General features: G+C 46.9%; 18 protein-coding genes. 8 read left to right on the top strand and 10 right to left on the bottom strand.

Annotated features, from left to right (window positions below):
- Positions 1-170 precede the first annotated feature (170 nt).
- The 4 genes from PSE6802_RS0104480 to PSE6802_RS0104495 all read right to left on the bottom strand — a co-directional run bounded on the left by PSE6802_RS0104480 (position 171) and on the right by PSE6802_RS0104495 (position 5506).
- Positions 171-638 carry a fasciclin domain-containing protein gene (locus PSE6802_RS0104480; protein ID WP_019498867.1) on the bottom strand — a complete coding sequence of 156 codons (468 nt, stop codon included), beginning with the start codon at positions 636-638 and terminating at the stop codon, positions 171-173.
- 18 nt (positions 639-656) lie between these two features.
- Entirely contained in the window at positions 657-1973 is a 1317-nt protein-coding gene (locus PSE6802_RS0104485; RefSeq protein WP_019498868.1) for a CO2 hydration protein, read from the bottom strand.
- 23 nt (positions 1974-1996) lie between these two features.
- Complete coding sequence (locus tag PSE6802_RS0104490; RefSeq protein ID WP_019498869.1) at positions 1997-3580, bottom strand: NADH-quinone oxidoreductase subunit M; 1584 nt, start codon at positions 3578-3580, stop codon at positions 1997-1999.
- 84 nt (positions 3581-3664) lie between these two features.
- On the bottom strand, positions 3665-5506 hold the full coding sequence (locus PSE6802_RS0104495) for an NAD(P)H-quinone oxidoreductase subunit F (RefSeq protein ID WP_026103055.1): 1842 nt from the start codon (positions 5504-5506) through the stop codon (positions 3665-3667).
- A gap of 336 nt (positions 5507-5842) precedes the next feature.
- Between PSE6802_RS0104495 and PSE6802_RS27750 the strand changes: the two genes are divergently transcribed.
- The 3 genes from PSE6802_RS27750 to rd all read left to right on the top strand — a co-directional run bounded on the left by PSE6802_RS27750 (position 5843) and on the right by rd (position 7882).
- Complete coding sequence (locus tag PSE6802_RS27750; RefSeq protein ID WP_019498871.1) at positions 5843-6094, top strand: hypothetical protein; 252 nt, start codon at positions 5843-5845, stop codon at positions 6092-6094.
- Between the two features lie 328 nt (positions 6095-6422).
- Positions 6423-7637, top strand: a complete 1215-nt coding sequence (locus tag PSE6802_RS27755) for an MFS transporter (RefSeq protein ID WP_019498872.1) — start codon at positions 6423-6425, stop codon at positions 7635-7637.
- Positions 7638-7723: 86 nt separating this feature from the next.
- Entirely contained in the window at positions 7724-7882 is a 159-nt protein-coding gene (gene rd / locus PSE6802_RS31710) for a rubredoxin (protein WP_071592261.1), read from the top strand.
- Between the two features lie 250 nt (positions 7883-8132).
- Here rd and PSE6802_RS0104515 read toward each other — a convergent pair whose 3' ends face one another.
- The 3 genes from PSE6802_RS0104515 to PSE6802_RS32475 form a co-directional block, all read right to left on the bottom strand.
- Positions 8133-9191 carry a ParA family protein gene (locus PSE6802_RS0104515; protein ID WP_019498874.1) on the bottom strand — a complete coding sequence of 353 codons (1059 nt, stop codon included), beginning with the start codon at positions 9189-9191 and terminating at the stop codon, positions 8133-8135.
- Between the two features lie 259 nt (positions 9192-9450).
- On the bottom strand, positions 9451-10761 hold the full coding sequence (gene ltrA / locus PSE6802_RS0104520; protein WP_019498560.1) for a group II intron reverse transcriptase/maturase: 1311 nt from the start codon (positions 10759-10761) through the stop codon (positions 9451-9453).
- A gap of 342 nt (positions 10762-11103) precedes the next feature.
- Complete coding sequence (locus PSE6802_RS32475; protein ID WP_083901658.1) at positions 11104-11328, bottom strand: hypothetical protein; 225 nt, start codon at positions 11326-11328, stop codon at positions 11104-11106.
- Positions 11329-11485: 157 nt separating this feature from the next.
- Between PSE6802_RS32475 and PSE6802_RS0104525 the strand changes: the two genes are divergently transcribed.
- From PSE6802_RS0104525 to PSE6802_RS27760, 3 genes are all read left to right on the top strand, one after another.
- Entirely contained in the window at positions 11486-12520 is a 1035-nt protein-coding gene (locus PSE6802_RS0104525; RefSeq protein WP_019498875.1) for a lipase family protein, read from the top strand.
- Between the two features lie 297 nt (positions 12521-12817).
- Positions 12818-13282: a hypothetical protein gene (locus tag PSE6802_RS0104535; RefSeq protein WP_019498877.1), complete on the top strand. Its 465-nt coding sequence runs from the start codon at positions 12818-12820 to the stop codon at positions 13280-13282.
- Positions 13283-14188: 906 nt separating this feature from the next.
- A complete protein-coding gene (locus tag PSE6802_RS27760) occupies positions 14189-15076 on the top strand; it encodes an IS110 family RNA-guided transposase (protein ID WP_225902651.1) in 888 nt (295 codons plus the stop codon).
- Between the two features lie 79 nt (positions 15077-15155).
- On the opposite strand, the gene PSE6802_RS0104545 is transcribed toward PSE6802_RS27760, so the two are convergent.
- Positions 15156-16409: an IS256 family transposase gene (locus PSE6802_RS0104545; RefSeq protein WP_019498360.1), complete on the bottom strand. Its 1254-nt coding sequence runs from the start codon at positions 16407-16409 to the stop codon at positions 15156-15158.
- 114 nt (positions 16410-16523) lie between these two features.
- On the opposite strand from PSE6802_RS0104545, the gene PSE6802_RS27765 reads away from it, so the two are divergent.
- On the top strand, positions 16524-16838 hold the full coding sequence (locus PSE6802_RS27765; protein WP_019498879.1) for a hypothetical protein: 315 nt from the start codon (positions 16524-16526) through the stop codon (positions 16836-16838).
- 43 nt (positions 16839-16881) lie between these two features.
- On the opposite strand, the gene PSE6802_RS27770 is transcribed toward PSE6802_RS27765, so the two are convergent.
- Positions 16882-17118 (bottom strand): transposase family protein, encoded by a 237-nt coding sequence (locus PSE6802_RS27770; protein WP_019498880.1) that lies wholly within the window; start codon positions 17116-17118, stop codon positions 16882-16884.
- Positions 17119-17184: 66 nt separating this feature from the next.
- On the opposite strand from PSE6802_RS27770, the gene PSE6802_RS0104560 reads away from it, so the two are divergent.
- Positions 17185-18225 (top strand): IS630 family transposase, encoded by a 1041-nt coding sequence (locus PSE6802_RS0104560; RefSeq protein WP_019498645.1) that lies wholly within the window; start codon positions 17185-17187, stop codon positions 18223-18225.
- A gap of 8 nt (positions 18226-18233) precedes the next feature.
- On the opposite strand, the gene PSE6802_RS30775 is transcribed toward PSE6802_RS0104560, so the two are convergent.
- Entirely contained in the window at positions 18234-18809 is a 576-nt protein-coding gene (locus PSE6802_RS30775) for a helix-turn-helix domain-containing protein (protein ID WP_019498881.1), read from the bottom strand.
- Positions 18810-18974: the final 165 nt, after the last annotated feature.

The raw sequence follows: 18974 nt of genomic DNA on the forward strand, positions 1-18974 counted from the left end.
AGATCGGAAAGAGTAGGGGGTTTGGGGGCGTTGCCCCCAAGAAGGGGTTCTACCCCTTCACCCCGGCAATAAAACCTGTTCTCAATTGAAAAACGCTATAGTTTAAAAAACATCTCGGTTAAAAAAGATGTATCTATCAAACTGGACTCCAGGCAGAGATGTCAGTCAGACTAGCCGCAGATACCAGTTTCCATGCTCTTGCGACCGGAAGCCATAATGTTGGCTACCCAGTGCGGGCGCATGAGGATGACGTTGTCGATGACGTGGATGATGCCGTTATCTGCTTCGATGTCGGCGGCGACGACAGTGGCATTATTCACTTCAAAGGCATTGTCATCGATATCGATTTCAATGGTTGTACCTTCAAGTGAGGTTACGGTCTTGAGCTTAGCCAGATCTTCTTTTTTATATCTGCCAGAAACTACATGGAATGTGAGAATTCTGGTCAGTTGAGGGATATTTTGTACTAGGGTTGTAATGGTGCCGGGTGGGAGTTTGGCAAATGCGTCATCATTTGGTGCAAAGACCGTAAAGGGGCCTGGGCTTTTGAGCGCATCGACCAGATTTGCAGCCTGTACCGCTGTGACTAGAGTTGTAAATGCACCTGCTCCTACAGCAATATCAACAATATCAGCCATGTGTTTCTCTAATCTCCTTTATCTATAACTTTGTTTTTGGATGTTGCGCAGGCGGGCTGCTTCATTCATGCCATATTTACGGTTGCAGAATCGATTGATCTGTCCCTCAAAGTAGGCGCGATTTGCCAGCAAATGTTTGGGATTGGGATCGTCAAGTGGATAGAAAAAGGCGGCGCGTCCGGCCTGGATTACCGCAGAGGTAACGCAGTACATCGATCGCTGAAAACTAACTGCCAATTGAATCAGCGTGTCATCCTCGCCGCGACAGTGTTGCTTGTAGTATTCCACCAGATAGGGCGGTAAGAAATGGAACATGTCTTGATGGAGCAGCGTAGGTGGAATACCTGCCGTGCCTACAGGGAACTTGTCGGCATAGAGAACTCCATAGTGGAAGTCATTTTGATCGTCTGGTACCTGACCCGCTTGAGCGTTGTAGGATTTAGTGCCACGGAAAGGAGAAGTGCGATAGAACACTGCCTCTACATAGGGAAATGCTGCTTCGTACAGCCAGGTAAAGCCTTTTGACTTAGGAATGATTTCATAGCATTCTCCCCTGATATAGACGTGATGGTAGATGGGACGACCGGCGATCGCAAAAATCCCGTTAATCAGAAAGTTCATCGCATCGGGTACGCTGGCTATTTTGCCTTCATCGTAGAGATCGCTCATCTCAAAGAAGACCGGAGCCATAATTTCCCAAAATAGACCCAGATTGGCGTAGTAGGACATCTGACGGCACTGTTCCAGGAATAAATCGGGGAAGAGCTTGTACAGCCCCAGCATCAGCGGGTTGTATTTGAAATAGGCTTTGATGGCGCGATCGGCATTGGCTTTGTATTCGTCGCTGTCGAGATAGGGATCGAACTGACCGCCCATATTCCGATGCCAGAGCATGGCTCGCATGCACTCTTCGGCAAATTCCATATTGATGCGATCGTGCCACCAGTGATGGAAAAGGCGAGGGATTTTCATTTTCAGTTCTCCCTTGTCCATGAACTCCAGGAGTTCCTTGTGCGCTGTGGCATAACCGCGCCAGATTCTCAGATCCGCATCGTCACCGGCATAGTGATTGTGCAGTTCTAAATATTCCTTGGGCAGGAAATACTTAAAGAAAGGCAAGGGATCGAGAAAGACACGTTCGGCAATGTAGAGGAGGTCGCGCCAGTAGAAATCCATCGGGACAGCATAGGCTTTGTATAAGCCAATAATCTGCATGAGATTCTCTGGGGTGTCGGGTAGCATCGCACCACCTGCTTCGAGGCGATGGATGACATCCGCAAATTCGTGCTGAGAAGGGGGCAGCTTCGTGCCGGGTTGTGGTGGGGCTTGTACCATGATTGAAAATTCCTAGATAATTCCTAATTTTGATTTTGAAGTGATGGAGGGCTAGCGAGAGAAACCTGCGTGCTGGTCGGGATAGCTGCAACCATTTGATTCGTTGTTGCTTCGCTCCAGCGCACCAGCCAGGTGGGCTGCACGCCTAGGAAAATAATCAGCACAGTCAAAATTAAGGCAGGAACCTGTTCGGTAAAGGTAATGCGCGGATAGTAGGATTTCTCATTATCTAACTTGCCGAAACAAGTGCGATTGAGCAGAATCACAAAATACACGGCAGTAAAACCCGTTCCCACGATGCATAGCAACGTGGAGATGGGGAATTTGGCAAAACTACCCTGAAATATTAAGAACTCCGAGATAAAGCCCACCATGCCTGGAATCCCAGCACTGGCCATACCGCCAAATACCAACATGGCACCGATCGCTGGCAAACCACGAATGGGATTGAGCAATCCGTTCAAGACATCGAGTTCGCGCGTTCTAACTTTGGTTTCGATCACGCCGACCAGATAGAACAGAATCGCTAGAATTAATCCGTGACTCACCATCTGGGATACAGCACCAACCATGGACAAGGGGGTAGCAGCCGCGCAGGCCAGCAGAATATATCCCATGTGACCGATGGAGCTATAGGCCACCATGCGTTTGATATCTTTTTGAGCGATCGCCACGATCGTGCCATACAATACGCCAGCAGCAGCCCAGATCGCAAACCAGGGGGCAAAGTAAGCCCACGCCTCGGGGAACATGCCCAAACAGAAACGGATAATGCCATAGGCACCGAGCTTAGCCAGAATACCGCCCAGGAGAATCGCGGTTGGCGTGGATGCTTCCACGTATGTATCTGGCAGCCAGCTATGTAAAGGCACGAGTGGGGTTTTAATCCCAAATCCAATCAGTAACGACAGTAGAATGGGAATCTGCAAGCTCAGCGGTAAGGCGGCACCTTTGAGCGTGGCATAGTCAAAGGAAGGATTGGGGTTAGCGGCAATCCAGCCGAAAGCCACAAAGCCAGCCAGAATCAAAATGCCAGAAATCGCTGTATAAATCAGAAACTTCATCGCCGCCTTTTCGCGTTTGGCACCGCCCCAAATCGCAATCATCAAATAGAGCGGAATTAGTTCCAGTTCGTAGAACAGAACGAACAGCAGCACGTCCTGCGCCAAAAAAGCACCAGCCAGTCCGGCATTAATCAGGAAAACCAGGGTATAGAACAGTTTGGGACGTTCTTGCTCGATGGGAGTACTGAGTACAACTAACCAGGTAAGCAGCGCATTCAGAACGATCAACGGTAGCGAAATCCCATCTACACCAAGACTATAACTGATCCCCAAAGATTGCAGCCAGGGAAAATGCTCCTGGAACTGCATGGTCGATCTACTAATATCAAATTGAGTAGTTAGATAGATCGATAACCCAAGAACGATCGTAGCGATCGCTAAGGCCAAATTCCTGAGCGTGGCGTTGGCGGTGCTGGGTTTAAGCACGGATAAGGGGGGTGCTTTACCATCGGATGTATTTGCATAAGTGGTGTCGGTGGCGATCGGCAAGAAGCCGATCAGTAGGGCACCCATAATTGGCAACCAGATCAGACTACTGAGCATAATTTAAGGTTTGGTGGAATTTAAAGTGGAATTTAAAGTTTTTAGTCATAAAGTGGTCAATGCCCACCCTACAACAGGCTGGATTTAGGTACGGATGGCGAAACCGAGTACTAAAAGTATCAAAACCGCTATCCCGACTAAAATAGTTAGCAGATATCCCTGAGATTGGCCGACGGTGCTGTACTTCAGGTTTTGACCGCTCCAAATTGTTGCCAATCCAAACAGCCTGCCAAAGCCATCGATAAAGTAGCGATCGAACGCATCAGAGAGTTTAGAAATCCAGTCAACTCCAAAAACTATGCTCATTTTGTAGAGTTTAGCCGTGTATAGATCGTAGGAGAGAAAATCTTGCAGGGCTTTACTGGGAAGGGATACGGGCTTAGCTACCTTGTCATTCAGGTAAAATCCAGCTCCCGCCGCCAATCCGATCGCACTGGACGAAATTAAAACAATGGATGAGGGTTCCGTCAGGACTGACCATCCAGGAACGACCTGCCAAACGAACAACAATTGGGGAACGTGCAGGACAATACCCATCAGAAATACCATTGGTAAGGCCATCGGCCAGTGGATTTCGGGCGATCGCTCGGTCATTTGCTTGGGTTTACCGCCAAAGATGAGGCCGAACGTGCGGACGAGGCTAAAGGCAGTGAGGGCATTGACCAAAAACAGGACGGCGACTAACCAGGGCTGAGTTTGCCATGCTGCTTCCGTCAGTTGCTGTACGGCCCAGAACGATCCGAAGGGAGGTATAGCTACTAAGCCCAGAGTGCCGACTACAAATGAGAATCCACTCACCGGACGACGAGACCACAGCCCACCATAGAGTCGTAAGTCTTGCGTGGTGCAGTTCCAGATCGCGCCGCCAATACTCATCACCAGCAGCGCGATCGCGACGGCATAGGCGAACATCAGCAACAGAGCCGTATTAGTTTGATGCAGTCCAACCGCGATGAAGGCTAGACCCATGTAGGCGCTGACCAAATAAGAGAGCGCTCGCTTGGCATCAATCTGGGCGATCGCAATTAAAGTGCCACCGATAGCCGTAGCAGCACCGATCGCGATCGTGGCGGTCATTACCACTGGAGACAGAGAAAGCACCGGCTCTAGCTTCACCAATACCCAAGCTCCGGTGGCAACCACAACAGAATTACGCAAAATCGTACTGGGTAAAGGACCTTCCATAGCTTCATCCAACCACAGGTGTAGCGGAAACTGGGCGCATTTACCCATCGGCCCCGCCAGTAGAGCTAAGCCCACCAGAGTAGCGATGGTTGGATCGACATTGGCTGTTTTAGCCCAAGCTGCTAGCTCGGTAAAGTCCCAGGTACCTGCCAAAGGCAACAGAGCCACAACACCCATGAGGAGTATTAAGTCTCCTATCCGTTTGGTTAAGAAAGCATCCCGCGCGCCCGTTATTACGAGGGACTGGTTAAACCATAAGCCTACTAATAGGTAAGTGCCGAGCGTGAGAATTTCTAGAATTACATAACTGAAGAACAGCGAGTCGCATAGAACCAGGGCTGTCATCCCTGCTTCAAATAAGGCTAGTAAGGAAAAGAAGCGCGCCCAGCCCCAGTCCATCTCCATGTAGCCAATCGCATAGATCTGAGTGAGGAGGTTCAGACCGCAGATTAAAGCTGCTGCCCCCACTGCTACTTCAGATATTTCTAGAGAAATGGTCAGATCGAGATTGGCAACTTTCAGCCAGGGAATAAATAGTTGCTGTGGGGGCTGACCCCAAATGTCCCTGAGCGCCAGGAGGCTCTGAGTCAGAGCGAAAAAGGTGGCGATCGCATTGACATAACCCGCCGGTCTCGGTCCCGTCCGACGTGTAATGGATGGGAACCAGAGCACCGAAATGAATGTTCCTGCTAGGGCGTAGCAGGGGATTAGCCATATAGTCTGGAGAACTATGGAATTCATTGATAATTGTCTATGGAAGAACAAGCATACTTAGAGTATTAACTAATAATGTTCTGTAATAAGGCTAAAAGTCAAAGCTTTTTGACCTTGCCATGCATCGGAATACCTAATGGTTTGGCAAAGATTAATTTATATTAAGCAGTCGTCGGCCAGTTTTTCTAGACTTGCCCAGTTTGCCTAAACGCACTTTCCGGGCAAAGTCGAGGGCAAGCAGCTAAATTTCGCTCTTGATGCGATCGTTTTGCTGATTTGTGGGAAGTATATGTCTTAAGGGGGAATGAAATGAACCTCTACCTGTCAAGTGTCAATTTAAGGAATTAAAAGGTATTTAAGGTAATGCAAAAACTTTTCTCTTTGGGCGCGATCGCTACTCTCAGTGCAGCAGTTCTGGTGGGTTTTAGCGCTCCTGCTAAGGCTGGTGAAACGTCTACTGCGTGTTCTACTGATGGGGAAGTAGCTGCCTGTGCGGCAGTGGACGAACATGGTAATGCGGCGGTTTCAATAGTCGATGAGAATGGTAATCAGGTTACCGTTTCAGAAGATGCCAACGGCAATCGCACTACAGAAGTAATCGAGCAAGCTCAATAAGTCTGACTTGGCTACTTTTGCTCCCATAGAAACTACAAATTAAAACTCAACAAGAGCCATAAATTTACGGGGGGTAAGTTTATGGCTCGTTTTCCTATGTTTGTGTGGTTCTATAGCGGTTTTCAGATCGGAAAGAGCAGGGGGTTTGGGGGCGTTGCCCCCAGGTCGGGGTTCCACCCCTTCACCCCGTCAATAAAACCCGTTCTCAAGTGAAAACCGCTATATCAATCTGATTGCTTTCGATCGCCGATCGCACGAAACTAAATTATGGGAAGGAACGTACCTACTATTGCGGAGTAAATGACTAAAGCGAGCGATTTGGAAAGATATGAATGCGATCGAAAATGAGCGAAAAATTTTGTGGCAACAGGTAGTTGGACTAGCCGCTATGTTGGCGGCGATCGTATTTGCCTGGACGATCTACGAGTTTTATCAGCCCCAAATTCTCAGGAATATGGGCTTTGTGGAATTAGCAACCTGGTTGGGAGTAGTTCAGGGTGTCCTGGTAGCTGGAGTCGAGCCTGTGGTGGGAGGTATGAGCGATCGCATCATGCGCTCGTTCGGTAGCCGTCTACCCATAATAGCCGTCGGCGTAACGATCGCTGGCTCCATTTTCTTAATAGTTTCCTGGTTGCTGGACGGTCATTTGCCTGACGGTATGCGCTGGCTAGTTCCCATCCTGATGACAGCTTGGGTAATTGCCATGATTATTTTTCGGGGGCCTGCGATCGCGATTTTGCAACAACTCGCACCTACAAAATTTCTGCCTCAAGCCAATTCTCTACTTGTCTTTGTATTTGCCTTAGTCGGTGCGTGTCACCCAGTTATTAATAGCCTCTTAAAGAATTCTGGAGCTGGAAAGGCGTTCATTTTTGGTGCTGTGGGGTTGCTAATTGGTGCTACCTGGCTCTGGCGATCGTCGCCTAAATATCTATCTCCATCCCCGCAAGCTGCTTCTCAAATGCTGTCTGAGGCACGAACTTCGACAAGATCGATGTTCCTGGCCTTCCTAATTGGGATGGGAGCAGCAACAGAAGTGAATTTGATGATGGCTGTGGTACCGCGAGTATTATCCCAAACTTCATCTTTAAATCTCAGTGGAGAATACACAGCCTCGGCGATCTTGTTAATTGCCGCGATCGCGACCTTTCCTCTCGGGCAATTAATAGTCAAGATCGGCGAGCGTAAAGGCATGGTAATAGGTTTGTGCGCTGTATCAGTTGCGATCGCCATGTCCTTTCTGCGGCAAACTGCCTTCGGCTCGAATCTCATATTCGAGTTGTTCCACATATTCCTCGCTGGGGTGGCCTTTGGGTTAGTTTTCACCAGCATGATTCCGTTTGCTCTAGCCATGCTTGCCAATGGGAATGAGGGGCTGGCGACAGGTTTATATTTTGGCGGAGGTGGTTTAGCGACGGCTTTACTGAATGGATTCGCCTTGTACTTTGGCAGCCAACTGGATCGAATAGAGGTGGGTGTAGGAATTGCGATCGCGCTGGTTGCCTTACCTATAACCTTGGTATGTATTAGATTAAATCGTTAAGTGTTAATTCTTGTTTGGGATTTGAAAATTCCTTTGTTGATAGCAGTTATTCTGAGAACGTACATTTGCAAACGAGGTGTCCTGCTATGCAAAAATATGTATGTTCGACCTGCGGTCATGTATACGACCCCGAAGAAGGCGATCCCGATTCGGATATCCCGCCTGGTACGCCCTTTGAAGATTTACCAGAAGATTGGGTGTGTCCCGTGTGTGGCGCAAGTAAAGAAGATTTTGCCCCAGAATAAGGAACTAAAACTCCTGTTGCTCGCCGACTGTATAAAATTAGTCGTCAACCGCAAATGTTTTGGCGATGGGTGAAGCGGAACGTTATTTTGCATTTTGTTAAATAAAACCCTAAATAAGGACGTTACCTAACAAAAGTGTGGATAATAACACCAATGGTTGATTTATTCTGCAGATAGTAGGATAACAACCACTATGGGGTGTTTATCTAGCATTTTGCATAGTAATAAATAGTTATGCTGAAAATAACCCTTACTCAATTTTTCTTACAAGATCTTCTATATTCGGTACTTGTTTATCTAGTTGAGATTGATTGACCGTAATGTTCTTACCAGCTACTGTTTTTTGTCCAGCGGTCAAGGATGCGATAGGTATTCCTAAAGCTCCCGAAACAACTGATGCAGTATTAGCATCATTGACTTCATATTGAAACATTTCTCGAAAAGCTCTTTGACTAACTGGTGTTGAAGCACCACTAGGATGTATACAGAAAGACTGAGGAGTTGTTTTCCAAACACCCCATATTTCTTCGCCGATCTCATTTACAACAGTTCTAAAAGCCGACGCGGAGGAACTGTTCATCTGTGTAAGTCTATTTCCTACATACATGTATATTGTTGGCAACGCCATCCGATATCTATCCGACTCTAAGAAGAACTCTGATTGAGTGTCTCCAGTATGTCTTCGGATACCGTAAACTAAGGCTAGAACTGCTTTTACTGCTCGCTTTGAAGAACCGTCAGCAGAAAAAGGAATTATTAATCGTTCAGCCGCTGTTAGTGCCAATTCCGTGTAAATAGAGAAACTGGGGTTACAGTCAATGAAAACACAGTTATTTTCATTGTGCCAAGAGTTTTGAACATCTGCTATCAGATCTCGTATCCATAAGTGGACAATTCGCCAAGCATCCTGCGGACCTGGATTTGTCGCGCTTGATACTCTTGAAGACTGTGTTTCAAGTTGCTCATCTCCAACCACAAGGTATACATTGCTTGGTACTTCACTGTTGTATCGGGACACTTGTGTGATGTAGCTAGTGCCTGAGTTCGGAGATACGTATGGACTCCGAATTCGATCCTCGATATACCCGGAGATTGTAAGTCTTGGTTGTTGTGTATGGATTTGAGTAAGTTTTGTTTCTCCTTGATCCATTCCACCTAAAAGCATAGAGGATGAGTTAGCCTGTGGGCATAGGTCAACTACTAGAACTTTTTTATACGGATTCTGACGTGCATACTCTGAAGCTAATTGAAAAGTTAGGTAGCTTTTACCCACACCGCCTTTGTTGTTCCATATTGCGTAGATTGCCATTTACCTCAAAATCCTTTTAGTTAATTACTTTCGAGAATTCTAGACGAGTTTGGTCTATTACTGGTAATACAATTTTGGTGGTAATTTGGCTCAAAGCACAAAAGAGTGTTGCTTTAGAATGTTAACGTTGAAATATACAGCAATAATACTCAGCCTAATCGGGTCGAGAAGGGTGTTTAGCCCTTCCCTCCCACACCACCCGGCATGCGGGTCCGCACCGGGCGGTTCATAATCGCCGCGCAAACAAACCTCAAGAAAATCAGGCATAACCCTGGACTTTCATCCAAAGTTCTCGCACTGAAAGCCAACCCTGTAACTGTAACCACTGATTCGTCATTCCCGTATGGGTTGCCAGAGTCTTTGACAAACGCCAATAGCCTTTGCGACTAATGCCGGTCAAAATCGCCTGTCGCTTACTGGTTCCGAGAGCAAGCAAATGGCGAATACGAGTGCGAGGTCTGCGCCACTGTTGACCGTAACACATGCGAATCCGTCGCCGCAACCAACCATCCAACTGCTCAATTGGACTGTAATGCTGGGAAATGCCGTAGTAGTTCATCCAGCCCCGTAAGTATCGGTTCAATCGTTCCATGCGGTACTCCATTGAAACACCCCAACTACGTGACGTTAAGCCCCGCAGTCGATGTATGAAATCCCGATAGGCTTGGTCTGACCACCAAATCCGAATTCCTCGGAACGTAAATCCCAGAAATTCTAATTTGTCAGTCCTGACCACACGACTTTTCTGCCGATTTACTTTGAGCTTCAGCTTTTGGCTCAGGTATCGGCTGATATTAGCCAACACCCTCTGCCCTGCCCGTCTACTTTTGACCAGAATTACCAAGTCATCCATATAGCGAGCAAAGCGATGTCCTCTTGCCTCTAACTCTTTGTCGAGGTCATCCAACAAGATGTTGGCGAGCAACGGTGACAGTGGCGACCCTTGTGGAGTGCCCCAATCCGTTGCCGCGAAAGTGTGACCGACCATAACTCCCGCTCGCAGATACCGTCCGATTAAACCCAGAAGTACCTTATCGGTTACTTTCCGAGCAATGCGGGACATCAGCATGTCGTGGTCTACATTGTCAAAGAATTTCTCCAAATCAATGTCTACCGCAACTTGATACCCTGCTTTGATGGCGGACTTTACCTGCCGAATTGCTCCGTGGGCAGATCGCTTGGGTCGACTGCCATAGCTTGAGTCCGAAAATCCTGGCTCAAACATTGGCGATAACACTTGTAGAATGGCTTGCTGGATTACCCGGTCTATGACACAAGGTATTCCTAGCTTTCTCTCGCCGCCTCTTGGCTTTGGTATTACTACCTGTCGCACTGGCTGCGGTTGATACGTACCATCCTTCAGGGAAGCGCGAATCTCTGTCCAATGCTCCCTTGCATAGTCGAGGAAATCTCCTATAGTCATACCGTCGATTCCGGCTGCTCCTTGGTTCGATTTCACCCTTCCCCATGCCTGTTGCACATTGTTGCGCTCTAATATTCGCGCCATCAGGTTGTCTAAGGCTGGCTTTATGTCAGCACGCCATCCGTCATCTCCCCCGGTCGGGTTCATCGATGCGTCTGAGTTGTTCATTGCTCCTCCTTATGGCAATTATGTTCTGTCCTTCGTCCTGGATTGGACTACTATGACTTCTGCTGACTTCTGCAAGGCTTGACACCAAGAGTTCCCTCTTAGTGGGCTGTCCTTTTTGCTTTAGGGTTCTGTGGCTTCCTAACCGTTTCCGGCTCTTACCTCATTCAGACTCCCTTTACTCTTAGAACCGCAACCTTACAGACCTCCCCAGATATAGCGCTTTTCAGATCGGAACGATAAGGGGGGGTTGGGGGCTGCGCCCCCAAGAAGGGGTGAAACCCCTTCACCCCATAAATAAAACCTGTTCTCAATTGAAAACCGCTATAAGAACGTGAACTGTCCCGCCGCAACCGTGTCATTTACTGTGCCCCTTGAACCAGAGGTTTTGTTGTGTTGTGCCAACTCACCCAGGGGTCTCAGCCTTCTATGACATTTCTGTTCGTCGGCTCGTCGGTTTGCTATCCGGCTTCCTTCAAACACTTCCTCGCGAAAGCATTCTTGCCTTAAGCTAGTAGTGGTCGTCACTCGGATCTGTAAATTGATCATTTGGACGCTGGTTCTCCTACAGGGGACTTTCACCCCATTAGTTCACGCCCATGCTGGGCGTACACACATCATTGGAGCGGACAATATTGTGATATTTCGGGGTTGAGTTGTGGGACGATCTTTTGCCGCTCAATTCGACCGTTAGACAGTGAGTTAGATGCAGTTAAATTCAATCGAAGAGAAAATTGAAATGATTCTTAAGATTCCACAAAACTCCAATTTCAAACTAGAAATTGCTAAAGAGCTTCTTCTATTGATTGAAGAAGCTCATAAAGAATTTGATAGATCTCAAAGCGATCCTGACTGGGAGTGGGACACGGATAGAAGCTCAATAACCGTTGACGGCAAAACATATGAAATCAAGTTAAGGTTTGGTTTTGCTGAATATTTTTTCACGTTAGGAGAAATCTTAAAGACGGACATTAGAGATCTAGGAGGCGTAGGGAGAGAAAGGGTTCCATTTGGATTTATTGCTTACAATAAAGAGAGTAATGCAGTCTATATTGTTTTTCGCGGAACAATGACCCCAGCAGAATGGATCACTAATGCTCAATTTAAACCTGGATGTGAATCTTTCCTTGGAGAAAATGATTTAGGTAAAGTTCATCGTGGATTTCATAAGATTTATACCCGTAAAGATATTGGGTCAAATCCCGTCAAAGAAGAGGACGATATACCTTCAATCCGAGAATGTATAGAAAATGCAATTAAAGGTTGTCCTAAACATACTATTGGACTATGGCCCACGGAAGCTATTGAAAAATGTCCTACAGATGCTACGGTATATATTACAGGCCATAGTTTAGGTGGAGCTTTAGCTACATTATCAACACTTCATATTAAAGCAAAAATTAACCCCTTTAACCCCATTCTTTATGCTTTTGCTAATCCGAGGGCGGGAGGTGTCAACTTTTCTAAGAGATTTGAAGGATTAGAATGTTTTCGTATTGCTAACAGCGAGGATATTGTTCCTACCCTACCTTTAGCAAGCATTGATTTAACATCTGGTTCAAATGATACGACTAGCAAGTCTTTAGCAAAGACAAAAAATCTGCCTAAACTTTTTTCTTCTCTACTTCCCGATCTTGATTACCATCATATTGGTGAGCCTATTTACTTTACTCATCACAAAGGAGCAATTGCCGATAATCACATTATTCCGGCATACAAAGAAGCTTTAGGCATTATCTGATCCTTGATTTAGTACCATGGTTCTTTATGGCTTTGTAGAACTAAAAAAGCAAATCGAAGAAATTTAAGTAGTTTATTAAATGAGGCTATAGAGCAATAATGATGTCATCAGCTAAGTCGTGGGCGGTTTTCATTGGAGTAGCTACAGTTGACATAGTTCTGCTTATCAAGCTATTAACCAGCCAATCTTCTACAGATCTCCTTGTGGCTATCGGTGTTATCACAACCCTCTTGATCTTCTCTTTTCGGCTTGAGGACATATTGCTCCGGCAATGATAGAGCGTGCATTTTTTAGGTAGTGACCCTTGAAACAACCGTATCTCCTGTAATATCTCAGGTTGCCGGAGCAATAATAAGAGCTAATATTGGCAAAGACGGGTTACAGATTGAGTTAAGCAATCTCAACACAAGGTTAGAGAAAACCGAGAATAATTTGACAGAAGCTCAAGCTGAGATCGAAGCTAACAAGGAAAAGGTAGACAATTTATTTTTACTCTCAATGGGTCCTGATCTATATATGAACTTGAAGAAAATAGCGTCAGGTCATTTTGGAAAATATCACAAGAACCCTGATGGAGGTTTAGATCGTGAGCTTCGCCACCTCCGCAATATTGGTTACATAGAAGTAAAAGATAACTCTGTTAGCAAGATTCCTGAGTATGGTGAGAATCTTTCAGAGTATGTATGGGTTACTGAAACTGGTAAGGATTTTGTTACTTTGCGGGAGTTGGTTGAGCAGCACAAGTCGCAAGGTACAGGCTAACAATTAAAATGCAGTGCGATCGCCGATCTTGTAGGGTGCGTCCCACGCACCTTTTACCTTTTTAAATACAAGCCCGTCTAATCGGGTAACCAGGGGATTTTCTCCCCCAGTCCCCACAGCACCCCGCGTGCGGCTCCGCACGGGGCGCTTCCCCAGAAAGGTTTAGATATTTAGGCTCAAAAGAACCGATATCCAAGGCTGGTTGTGCAATTAAGCGCCGACAATATGGCTCCCCCGGTCGGGTTCATCACCAAGTCGAGCTTTGCAACTCCTCCTTGCTTGCCAAGGTTCAGCCCTTCACCGTGTCTCACCCATTACGATGAGCGTTTGGCTACTATAGCATCTGCTGACTTCTGCCCAATCATGAGTAACGTTGCCGCAACTCACGCGGTCTGAGTTGTCTTAGGGTTCTGTGGCTACCTAGCCGTTTCCAGCTAGACCTCAATCAGACTCCCTTAGCTTCAAAGACCGCCGTTTGAGCAGATCTCCCCAGATAAGAACGTGAACTGTCCCTGCACAACCGCGTCATTTACTGTGTTCCCCGAACCAAAAGGCTTTGTGATGTTGTGCTCACTCGCCACGGGAATTTCAGCCTTCTATGACGTTTCTGTCCGTCAGCTCGCAGGTTTGCCGCTGGCTTCCTTCAGACCTTTCCTCGCGGAAACGCCCTTGCCTTTGGCTAGGAGTTTTCGTCACTCGGCTCCAAAATTTACGAGCATTTGGACGTTGGTTCTCCTCCAGGGGACTTTCACCCCATTAGTTCACGCCCATGCTGTTCCTATGATGGATTGTAAAGCGCTCAACAAGGTGCGAACCTGAAGGTAGGAATGTATTAACCTCTCTAATTCGTAAGCATCCCCTCAAACTCTATCCCTACAACTCATTAAATATTTTGATGGAGCCACCATCCATACTGCCTATGAAGCTGGGTTTTCAGGGTTTGTTCTACATCGAGAACTTAAGAAGCATGGAATCCAGAATCTAGTGGTGAATGCATCATGGGTTGAAGTTTCCGTCAATGACCGCGTCAAGACCGATAAACGAGATGCGCTCAAATTATCCACCCTGCTGGAAGTAAGGCGATTAAAGGGAATCCGCATTCCCAGTGAGGTAGAAGAAGCCCATCGGTTGCTGAGTCGCACCAGACAACAGCTTGTCGAAGATCGCACTGCTGTCAAAAACAAAATCAGGATGAAGTTTCACCAGTTTGGGCTGATTGATGATGATGAGACCCGCCAGATGACCCACATACTCGTCGATGAGCTTCTGGAAAATGCTCCATCAAAAGAATTAACGATTGCGATTAACGCCTACTGGAGCGTTTGGAGAAATCTAGATGAGGAAATTAAGAAGATTGAGGAAGAACTGAAGCATCAAGCTAAAGAAGACCCCAACGAAAAGACCTACCGCTCCGCCCCTGGCGTTGGGCCACTGTCTGCTCGGATCTTGTCAAATGAACTGGGGAATATGTGCCAATTTAAGAATGAACGTCAGTTGTTCTCATTTACAGGTCTAACCCCCAGTGAACATTCTAGTGGTGAAACGATCCGTCGAGGTCACATCAGTCGCCAAGGCAATAGTCGAGTTAGAGGGATATTAATCGAGATCGCATGGAGAGCGATTGGGAAAGATAAAACACTGGCTGATTTTTTTGAGAGGCTTTATCCTAGAACCGGAAAGACCAAAGCCATCGTTGCCGTCGCTCGGAAACTTATTGGTCGGATTCGCGCAGCCTTTCAAAAAAGAGAGCACTACCAAAAAGAATTTCTTGTTGCGGAAACTCCAGCAGCTTAAACTCCGGGAAAATTCATTAATGTAGTACAGCACTAGAAAAACGAGAGTGCTCAGATTTTTGTGTAAGCGAGAAATAAGGTCAGTAATTTAAACGTCCTGGGAATAGGATAGCAAAATATGACAACGCTGCCTTCCAATCTTTAAGGGGGCGAGTCCAACGCTTGGCAATGTTATGCATGGCCAAGAACATGAGCTTGAAGACAGATTCCTCATCGGGGAAGACAGCCTTGGTTTTAATCACCTTGCGCAGGGAGCGATTGAGGGATTCAATGGCATTGGTAGTGTAGATGACTTTGCGGATGTCCATGGGATAGTCAAAGATGGGGATAATGTTCTGCCAATGGCGCAGCCAGATTTGGCTAATCGCGGGGTATAGGCGATCCCACTTGGCGGCAAAAGCCTCAAGCGCAGCTTCGGCTTCTGCCAAAGTGGCAGCATGATAAATGGGCTTGAGGTCAGCCACAACAGCTTTAGCGTCTTTCCAGGGCACATGACGCAAACAGTTGCGGATCAGATGCACAATACATAGTTGCACCTGGGTTTGCGGGAAAACAGCCTCAATCGCCTGGGGGAATCCCACTAAGCCATCGCAACAGGCAATCAGAATGTCCTTGACCCCACGGTTTTTGAGGTCAGTCAGCACCTTGAGCCAGAACTTAGCGCCTTCGGATTCCACCTCCCCAATCCACAGCCCAAGCAATTCTTTGTTGCCCTCAACCGTAATACCCAAGACGACATAGACCGCTCGCTTGCTCACCCGACCCGACACCTTGATATTCACGTAGAGGGCATCGAGGTAAATGATGGGATATACAGGTTCCAGGGGACGGCACTGCCAAGCCTTGACCTCGTCGCTAACTGCATCAGTGACCTCACTGATGAGTGCGGCGGAGATCTTGGCACCATAGAGTTCTTCGAGTTGAGCACTAATGTCTCGGGTGCTTAATCCCCGTGCATACATAGCCAGGATTTTCTCATCGAGTCCTGCTATTCGCCTTTGGTGTTTCGGTACCAGCACGGGGTCAAACTCGCCGTTACGGTCTCGCGGTATCGACAACTCCATTTCGCCCTGTTGCGACTGCACCGTCTTCTGCGAGTAGCCATTGCGGCTGTTGCGTCGCACAACTTCGTCTTCTACCGCTTCCTCTCCCTTAGGCGTGCTTGATTTGAGGTGATGGCTCAGCTCTCCCGTGAGCGCTCGCTCGATTAGTCGTTGACTCAGTTGCTTCAGTAAGCCCGATTCTCCTAGAATGTCCTCGGGGCTATGGCACTCTGACACCAACTCGTCTAGTAGTTCATCTGTACGATTAGTTGCTTGTTTGCCTCTTAACATGTTGCGGTCTCCTTGGTTTTTGTGATTCTAGACCGCTTACACAAAATTCTGATCAGTCTCGAAAAACTCATTACAAGGGAATACTCCAAATAAGCTTTTTGAATAAACATCTATATGTCCATTGAAATTCAGGATGAATATGCGTTCGCCTTAGATAGCTTGATACCCACATTGAAAAGCTCATATGAGAAGATGAAGCTATCATGTGCTTCTAATGGCAGTTTCGATTATTCTCAAGCCATCATTAATCGGCTACGTGCCTTTTATTTTTCACAATCAGGAATGAAAGATTTTCTTGATAAGAAAGTTGCTCAAGCAGGTTCGGATTTTTTTGTAGAAACAATTTTATTCTTTCTGAAGTTGTTCAATGATGTGGAAAACCTTGGTCTTGAAATTAAGTCAGAACAAACTAGACTTTATTGGAAATAGGAGTGATAAAATTTAATCGCAATTCCTCTTTATCTGCGAGGATTTAGCCAGCCGTCACCTGGCGGTGAGTGACCCTGAAGTTATGTAATCCACAGGCAGTTTCCATCACTATATCCACATATTGTGCCTTGCGATTGCGGAAGGGATCGCGCACGATGCGCGCACGCTTCACCCCACTGAGATGATGTTCAACTATGATGCGTTGACTCGAAATCTCGCGATTACGCTCCTTTGCGGCTGTAGTTAACTCCCCTCCACGCGGTTTCTTCTTCGGTTGCAATATATTGCTCCGGCAATGAAAAAGAAAGCATAGGATAATAGAAGTAAAGGCACAAGGAGGTTTGACATGGATAAACCAGATGGCCGACACCTATCGATAGAAACGCAAAATTACCTTCGACAGCAAGCGATCCGGTTGCGAGAACAAGGGAAACGAGTATGTGATATTAGTGAGTACCTGGGGATTCATCGTAACACGATTACGGAGTGGTGGTGGGCGTATCAAGATTACGGAGAAGCAGCCCTGTTTCAGCAGCGACGAGGACGAGAGGTAGGGGAAGGGCGCAGTTTAAGTGCCTCAGAGGAAACAACGATTGAAGCAATGCTGCGGGGACACAGCCCGGAGGAATACCAGATCGAGAGCGCCTTGTGGACTAGACAAGCCGTGCAAATACTAATCGAGCAAGAATTAGGAGTGGAGATGCCGATACGCACAGTGGGGGAATATCTCAAACGATGGGGCTACAGCCCCCAGAAGCCGATCGAACGTGCCTATGAGCAAGACCCCGCTGCCGTGAAACACTGGTTACAGGAAGAATATCCCGCGATTGAGCAACGGGCACAAGCAGAAGGTGCCGAAATCGAGTGGGGAGATGAATCGGGACTCAGTTCTGATGAGTATGGAGGGCGAGGTTATGCACCCAAGGGACATCCCCCTGAAATTCGTCCTAGTAAACGCGAGCGGACACGGTTGAATTTCATTGCTAGCATCAGTAATCAAGGCACGATTCAATTTATGCTTTACACCTGTACCTTGACAGCCCCAGTATTTATTGAATTTCTGCAACGGTTGATTGACAAGCGTTCAAGCAAACTGTTTTGGATCGTGGATCGCCATCCCGTCCATCGAGAGCGCCCCGTGCAGCAATGGTTAGAACAGCACTCCCAGGAGATCGAGTTATTTTATTTGCCTTCCTATGCGCCGCAGTTGAATCCAGTAGAGTATTTCAATGGTGATGTGAAACAGGGAGTTCACGCCAAACCTCTGACGCGAAACCTGGGTCAATTAAAACATAGATTGCTATCTCAACTGCAGAAATTGCAGAGATTGCCTGCCCACATTAGGAGTTACTTTAAGCATCCATCTATTATTTATGCTGCTCTATAGATTGCATTCTATTTTATTGCCAAGGCAATAGTTACCCCCTCAGGTGCATATCCCTGAAATCCCGTATCTTGCCACAGGCTACTCCCTGTTGGAAATTGATACCCCTCTTCGTCTGCCAGTTTCTTGTCATGCTTCTTGCCTGCTACCGTCTGCGAGAGATATTTTACCTTCCCGCCGCGGATGCGTTCGCTGATGATGTTGTTCTTCACCGTCGTGCCTTTTTTTCCGAGTGCCTGATTCAACACTCCTGTTAAGCGATGTATCCATTCATGCGCTTGCGCTTGCCCAATCCCAAACAAATATCCTTGCACCTCCTGCGTGGGATATTGTCGAAAGTAAAACAGGATAAACAGCAGTTTGTCTTGCGTTTCGTGCAGTTCTGCCTTGCGCCCTCCTCCATATCTGCGCACTCGACTGTCCCGCTTCTTGTAATGCTGGTTTAGATAGTCTTGCCATGCCTGCTCAAAGCTTCCGAGTAATTGCTCAAATTCTGGCAAGCTTAGTCCTGTTAAACTTTGTAATATCCTCGGCTTGTTTTGTAGCTCTTTATAGCTCAGCATGGCTTCATGGTTGCCTCTAGACATAAAGCAATCGTATCAGCTTCTGTCTTAACTTATTGCCGATAAAGTCTATTGATTTTATCTCGTCAAAATTGTGCAAAAGAAGAGCAAAGTACCATGTAAAGGATCAACTGGGAAAATTTCATCTTTAAATAGCGAAACTTATTCCTCATTCTCATAACTGGTGTG

It is taken from the genome of Pseudanabaena sp. PCC 6802 (assembly GCF_000332175.1).
GTDB lineage: Bacteria > Cyanobacteriota > Cyanobacteriia > Pseudanabaenales > Pseudanabaenaceae > PCC-6802.

What these genes read in the sequence shown, in the direction of transcription:
- PSE6802_RS30775 (WP_019498881.1), bottom strand. Translation starts at nt 18,809, where the DNA reads ATGTCTAGAGGCAACCATGAAGCCATGCTGAGCTATAAAGAGCTACAA.
- PSE6802_RS0104485 (WP_019498868.1), bottom strand. Translation starts at nt 1,973, where the DNA reads ATGGTACAAGCCCCACCACAACCCGGCACGAAGCTGCCCCCTTCTCAG.
- PSE6802_RS0104480 (WP_019498867.1), bottom strand. Translation starts at nt 638, where the DNA reads ATGGCTGATATTGTTGATATTGCTGTAGGAGCAGGTGCATTTACAACT.
- rd (WP_071592261.1), top strand. Translation starts at nt 7,724, where the DNA reads ATGCAAAAATATGTATGTTCGACCTGCGGTCATGTATACGACCCCGAA.
- PSE6802_RS32475 (WP_083901658.1), bottom strand. Translation starts at nt 11,328, where the DNA reads ATGATCAATTTACAGATCCGAGTGACGACCACTACTAGCTTAAGGCAA.
- PSE6802_RS0104515 (WP_019498874.1), bottom strand. Translation starts at nt 9,191, where the DNA reads ATGGCAATCTACGCAATATGGAACAACAAAGGCGGTGTGGGTAAAAGC.
- PSE6802_RS0104545 (WP_019498360.1), bottom strand. Translation starts at nt 16,409, where the DNA reads ATGTTAAGAGGCAAACAAGCAACTAATCGTACAGATGAACTACTAGAC.
- PSE6802_RS0104560 (WP_019498645.1), top strand. Translation starts at nt 17,185, where the DNA reads ATGGATAAACCAGATGGCCGACACCTATCGATAGAAACGCAAAATTAC.
- PSE6802_RS27755 (WP_019498872.1), top strand. Translation starts at nt 6,423, where the DNA reads ATGAATGCGATCGAAAATGAGCGAAAAATTTTGTGGCAACAGGTAGTT.
- PSE6802_RS0104525 (WP_019498875.1), top strand. Translation starts at nt 11,486, where the DNA reads ATGCAGTTAAATTCAATCGAAGAGAAAATTGAAATGATTCTTAAGATT.
- PSE6802_RS27765 (WP_019498879.1), top strand. Translation starts at nt 16,524, where the DNA reads ATGTCCATTGAAATTCAGGATGAATATGCGTTCGCCTTAGATAGCTTG.
- PSE6802_RS0104490 (WP_019498869.1), bottom strand. Translation starts at nt 3,580, where the DNA reads ATGCTCAGTAGTCTGATCTGGTTGCCAATTATGGGTGCCCTACTGATC.
- PSE6802_RS0104495 (WP_026103055.1), bottom strand. Translation starts at nt 5,506, where the DNA reads ATGAATTCCATAGTTCTCCAGACTATATGGCTAATCCCCTGCTACGCC.
- PSE6802_RS27750 (WP_019498871.1), top strand. Translation starts at nt 5,843, where the DNA reads ATGCAAAAACTTTTCTCTTTGGGCGCGATCGCTACTCTCAGTGCAGCA.
- ltrA (WP_019498560.1), bottom strand. Translation starts at nt 10,761, where the DNA reads ATGAACCCGACCGGGGGAGATGACGGATGGCGTGCTGACATAAAGCCA.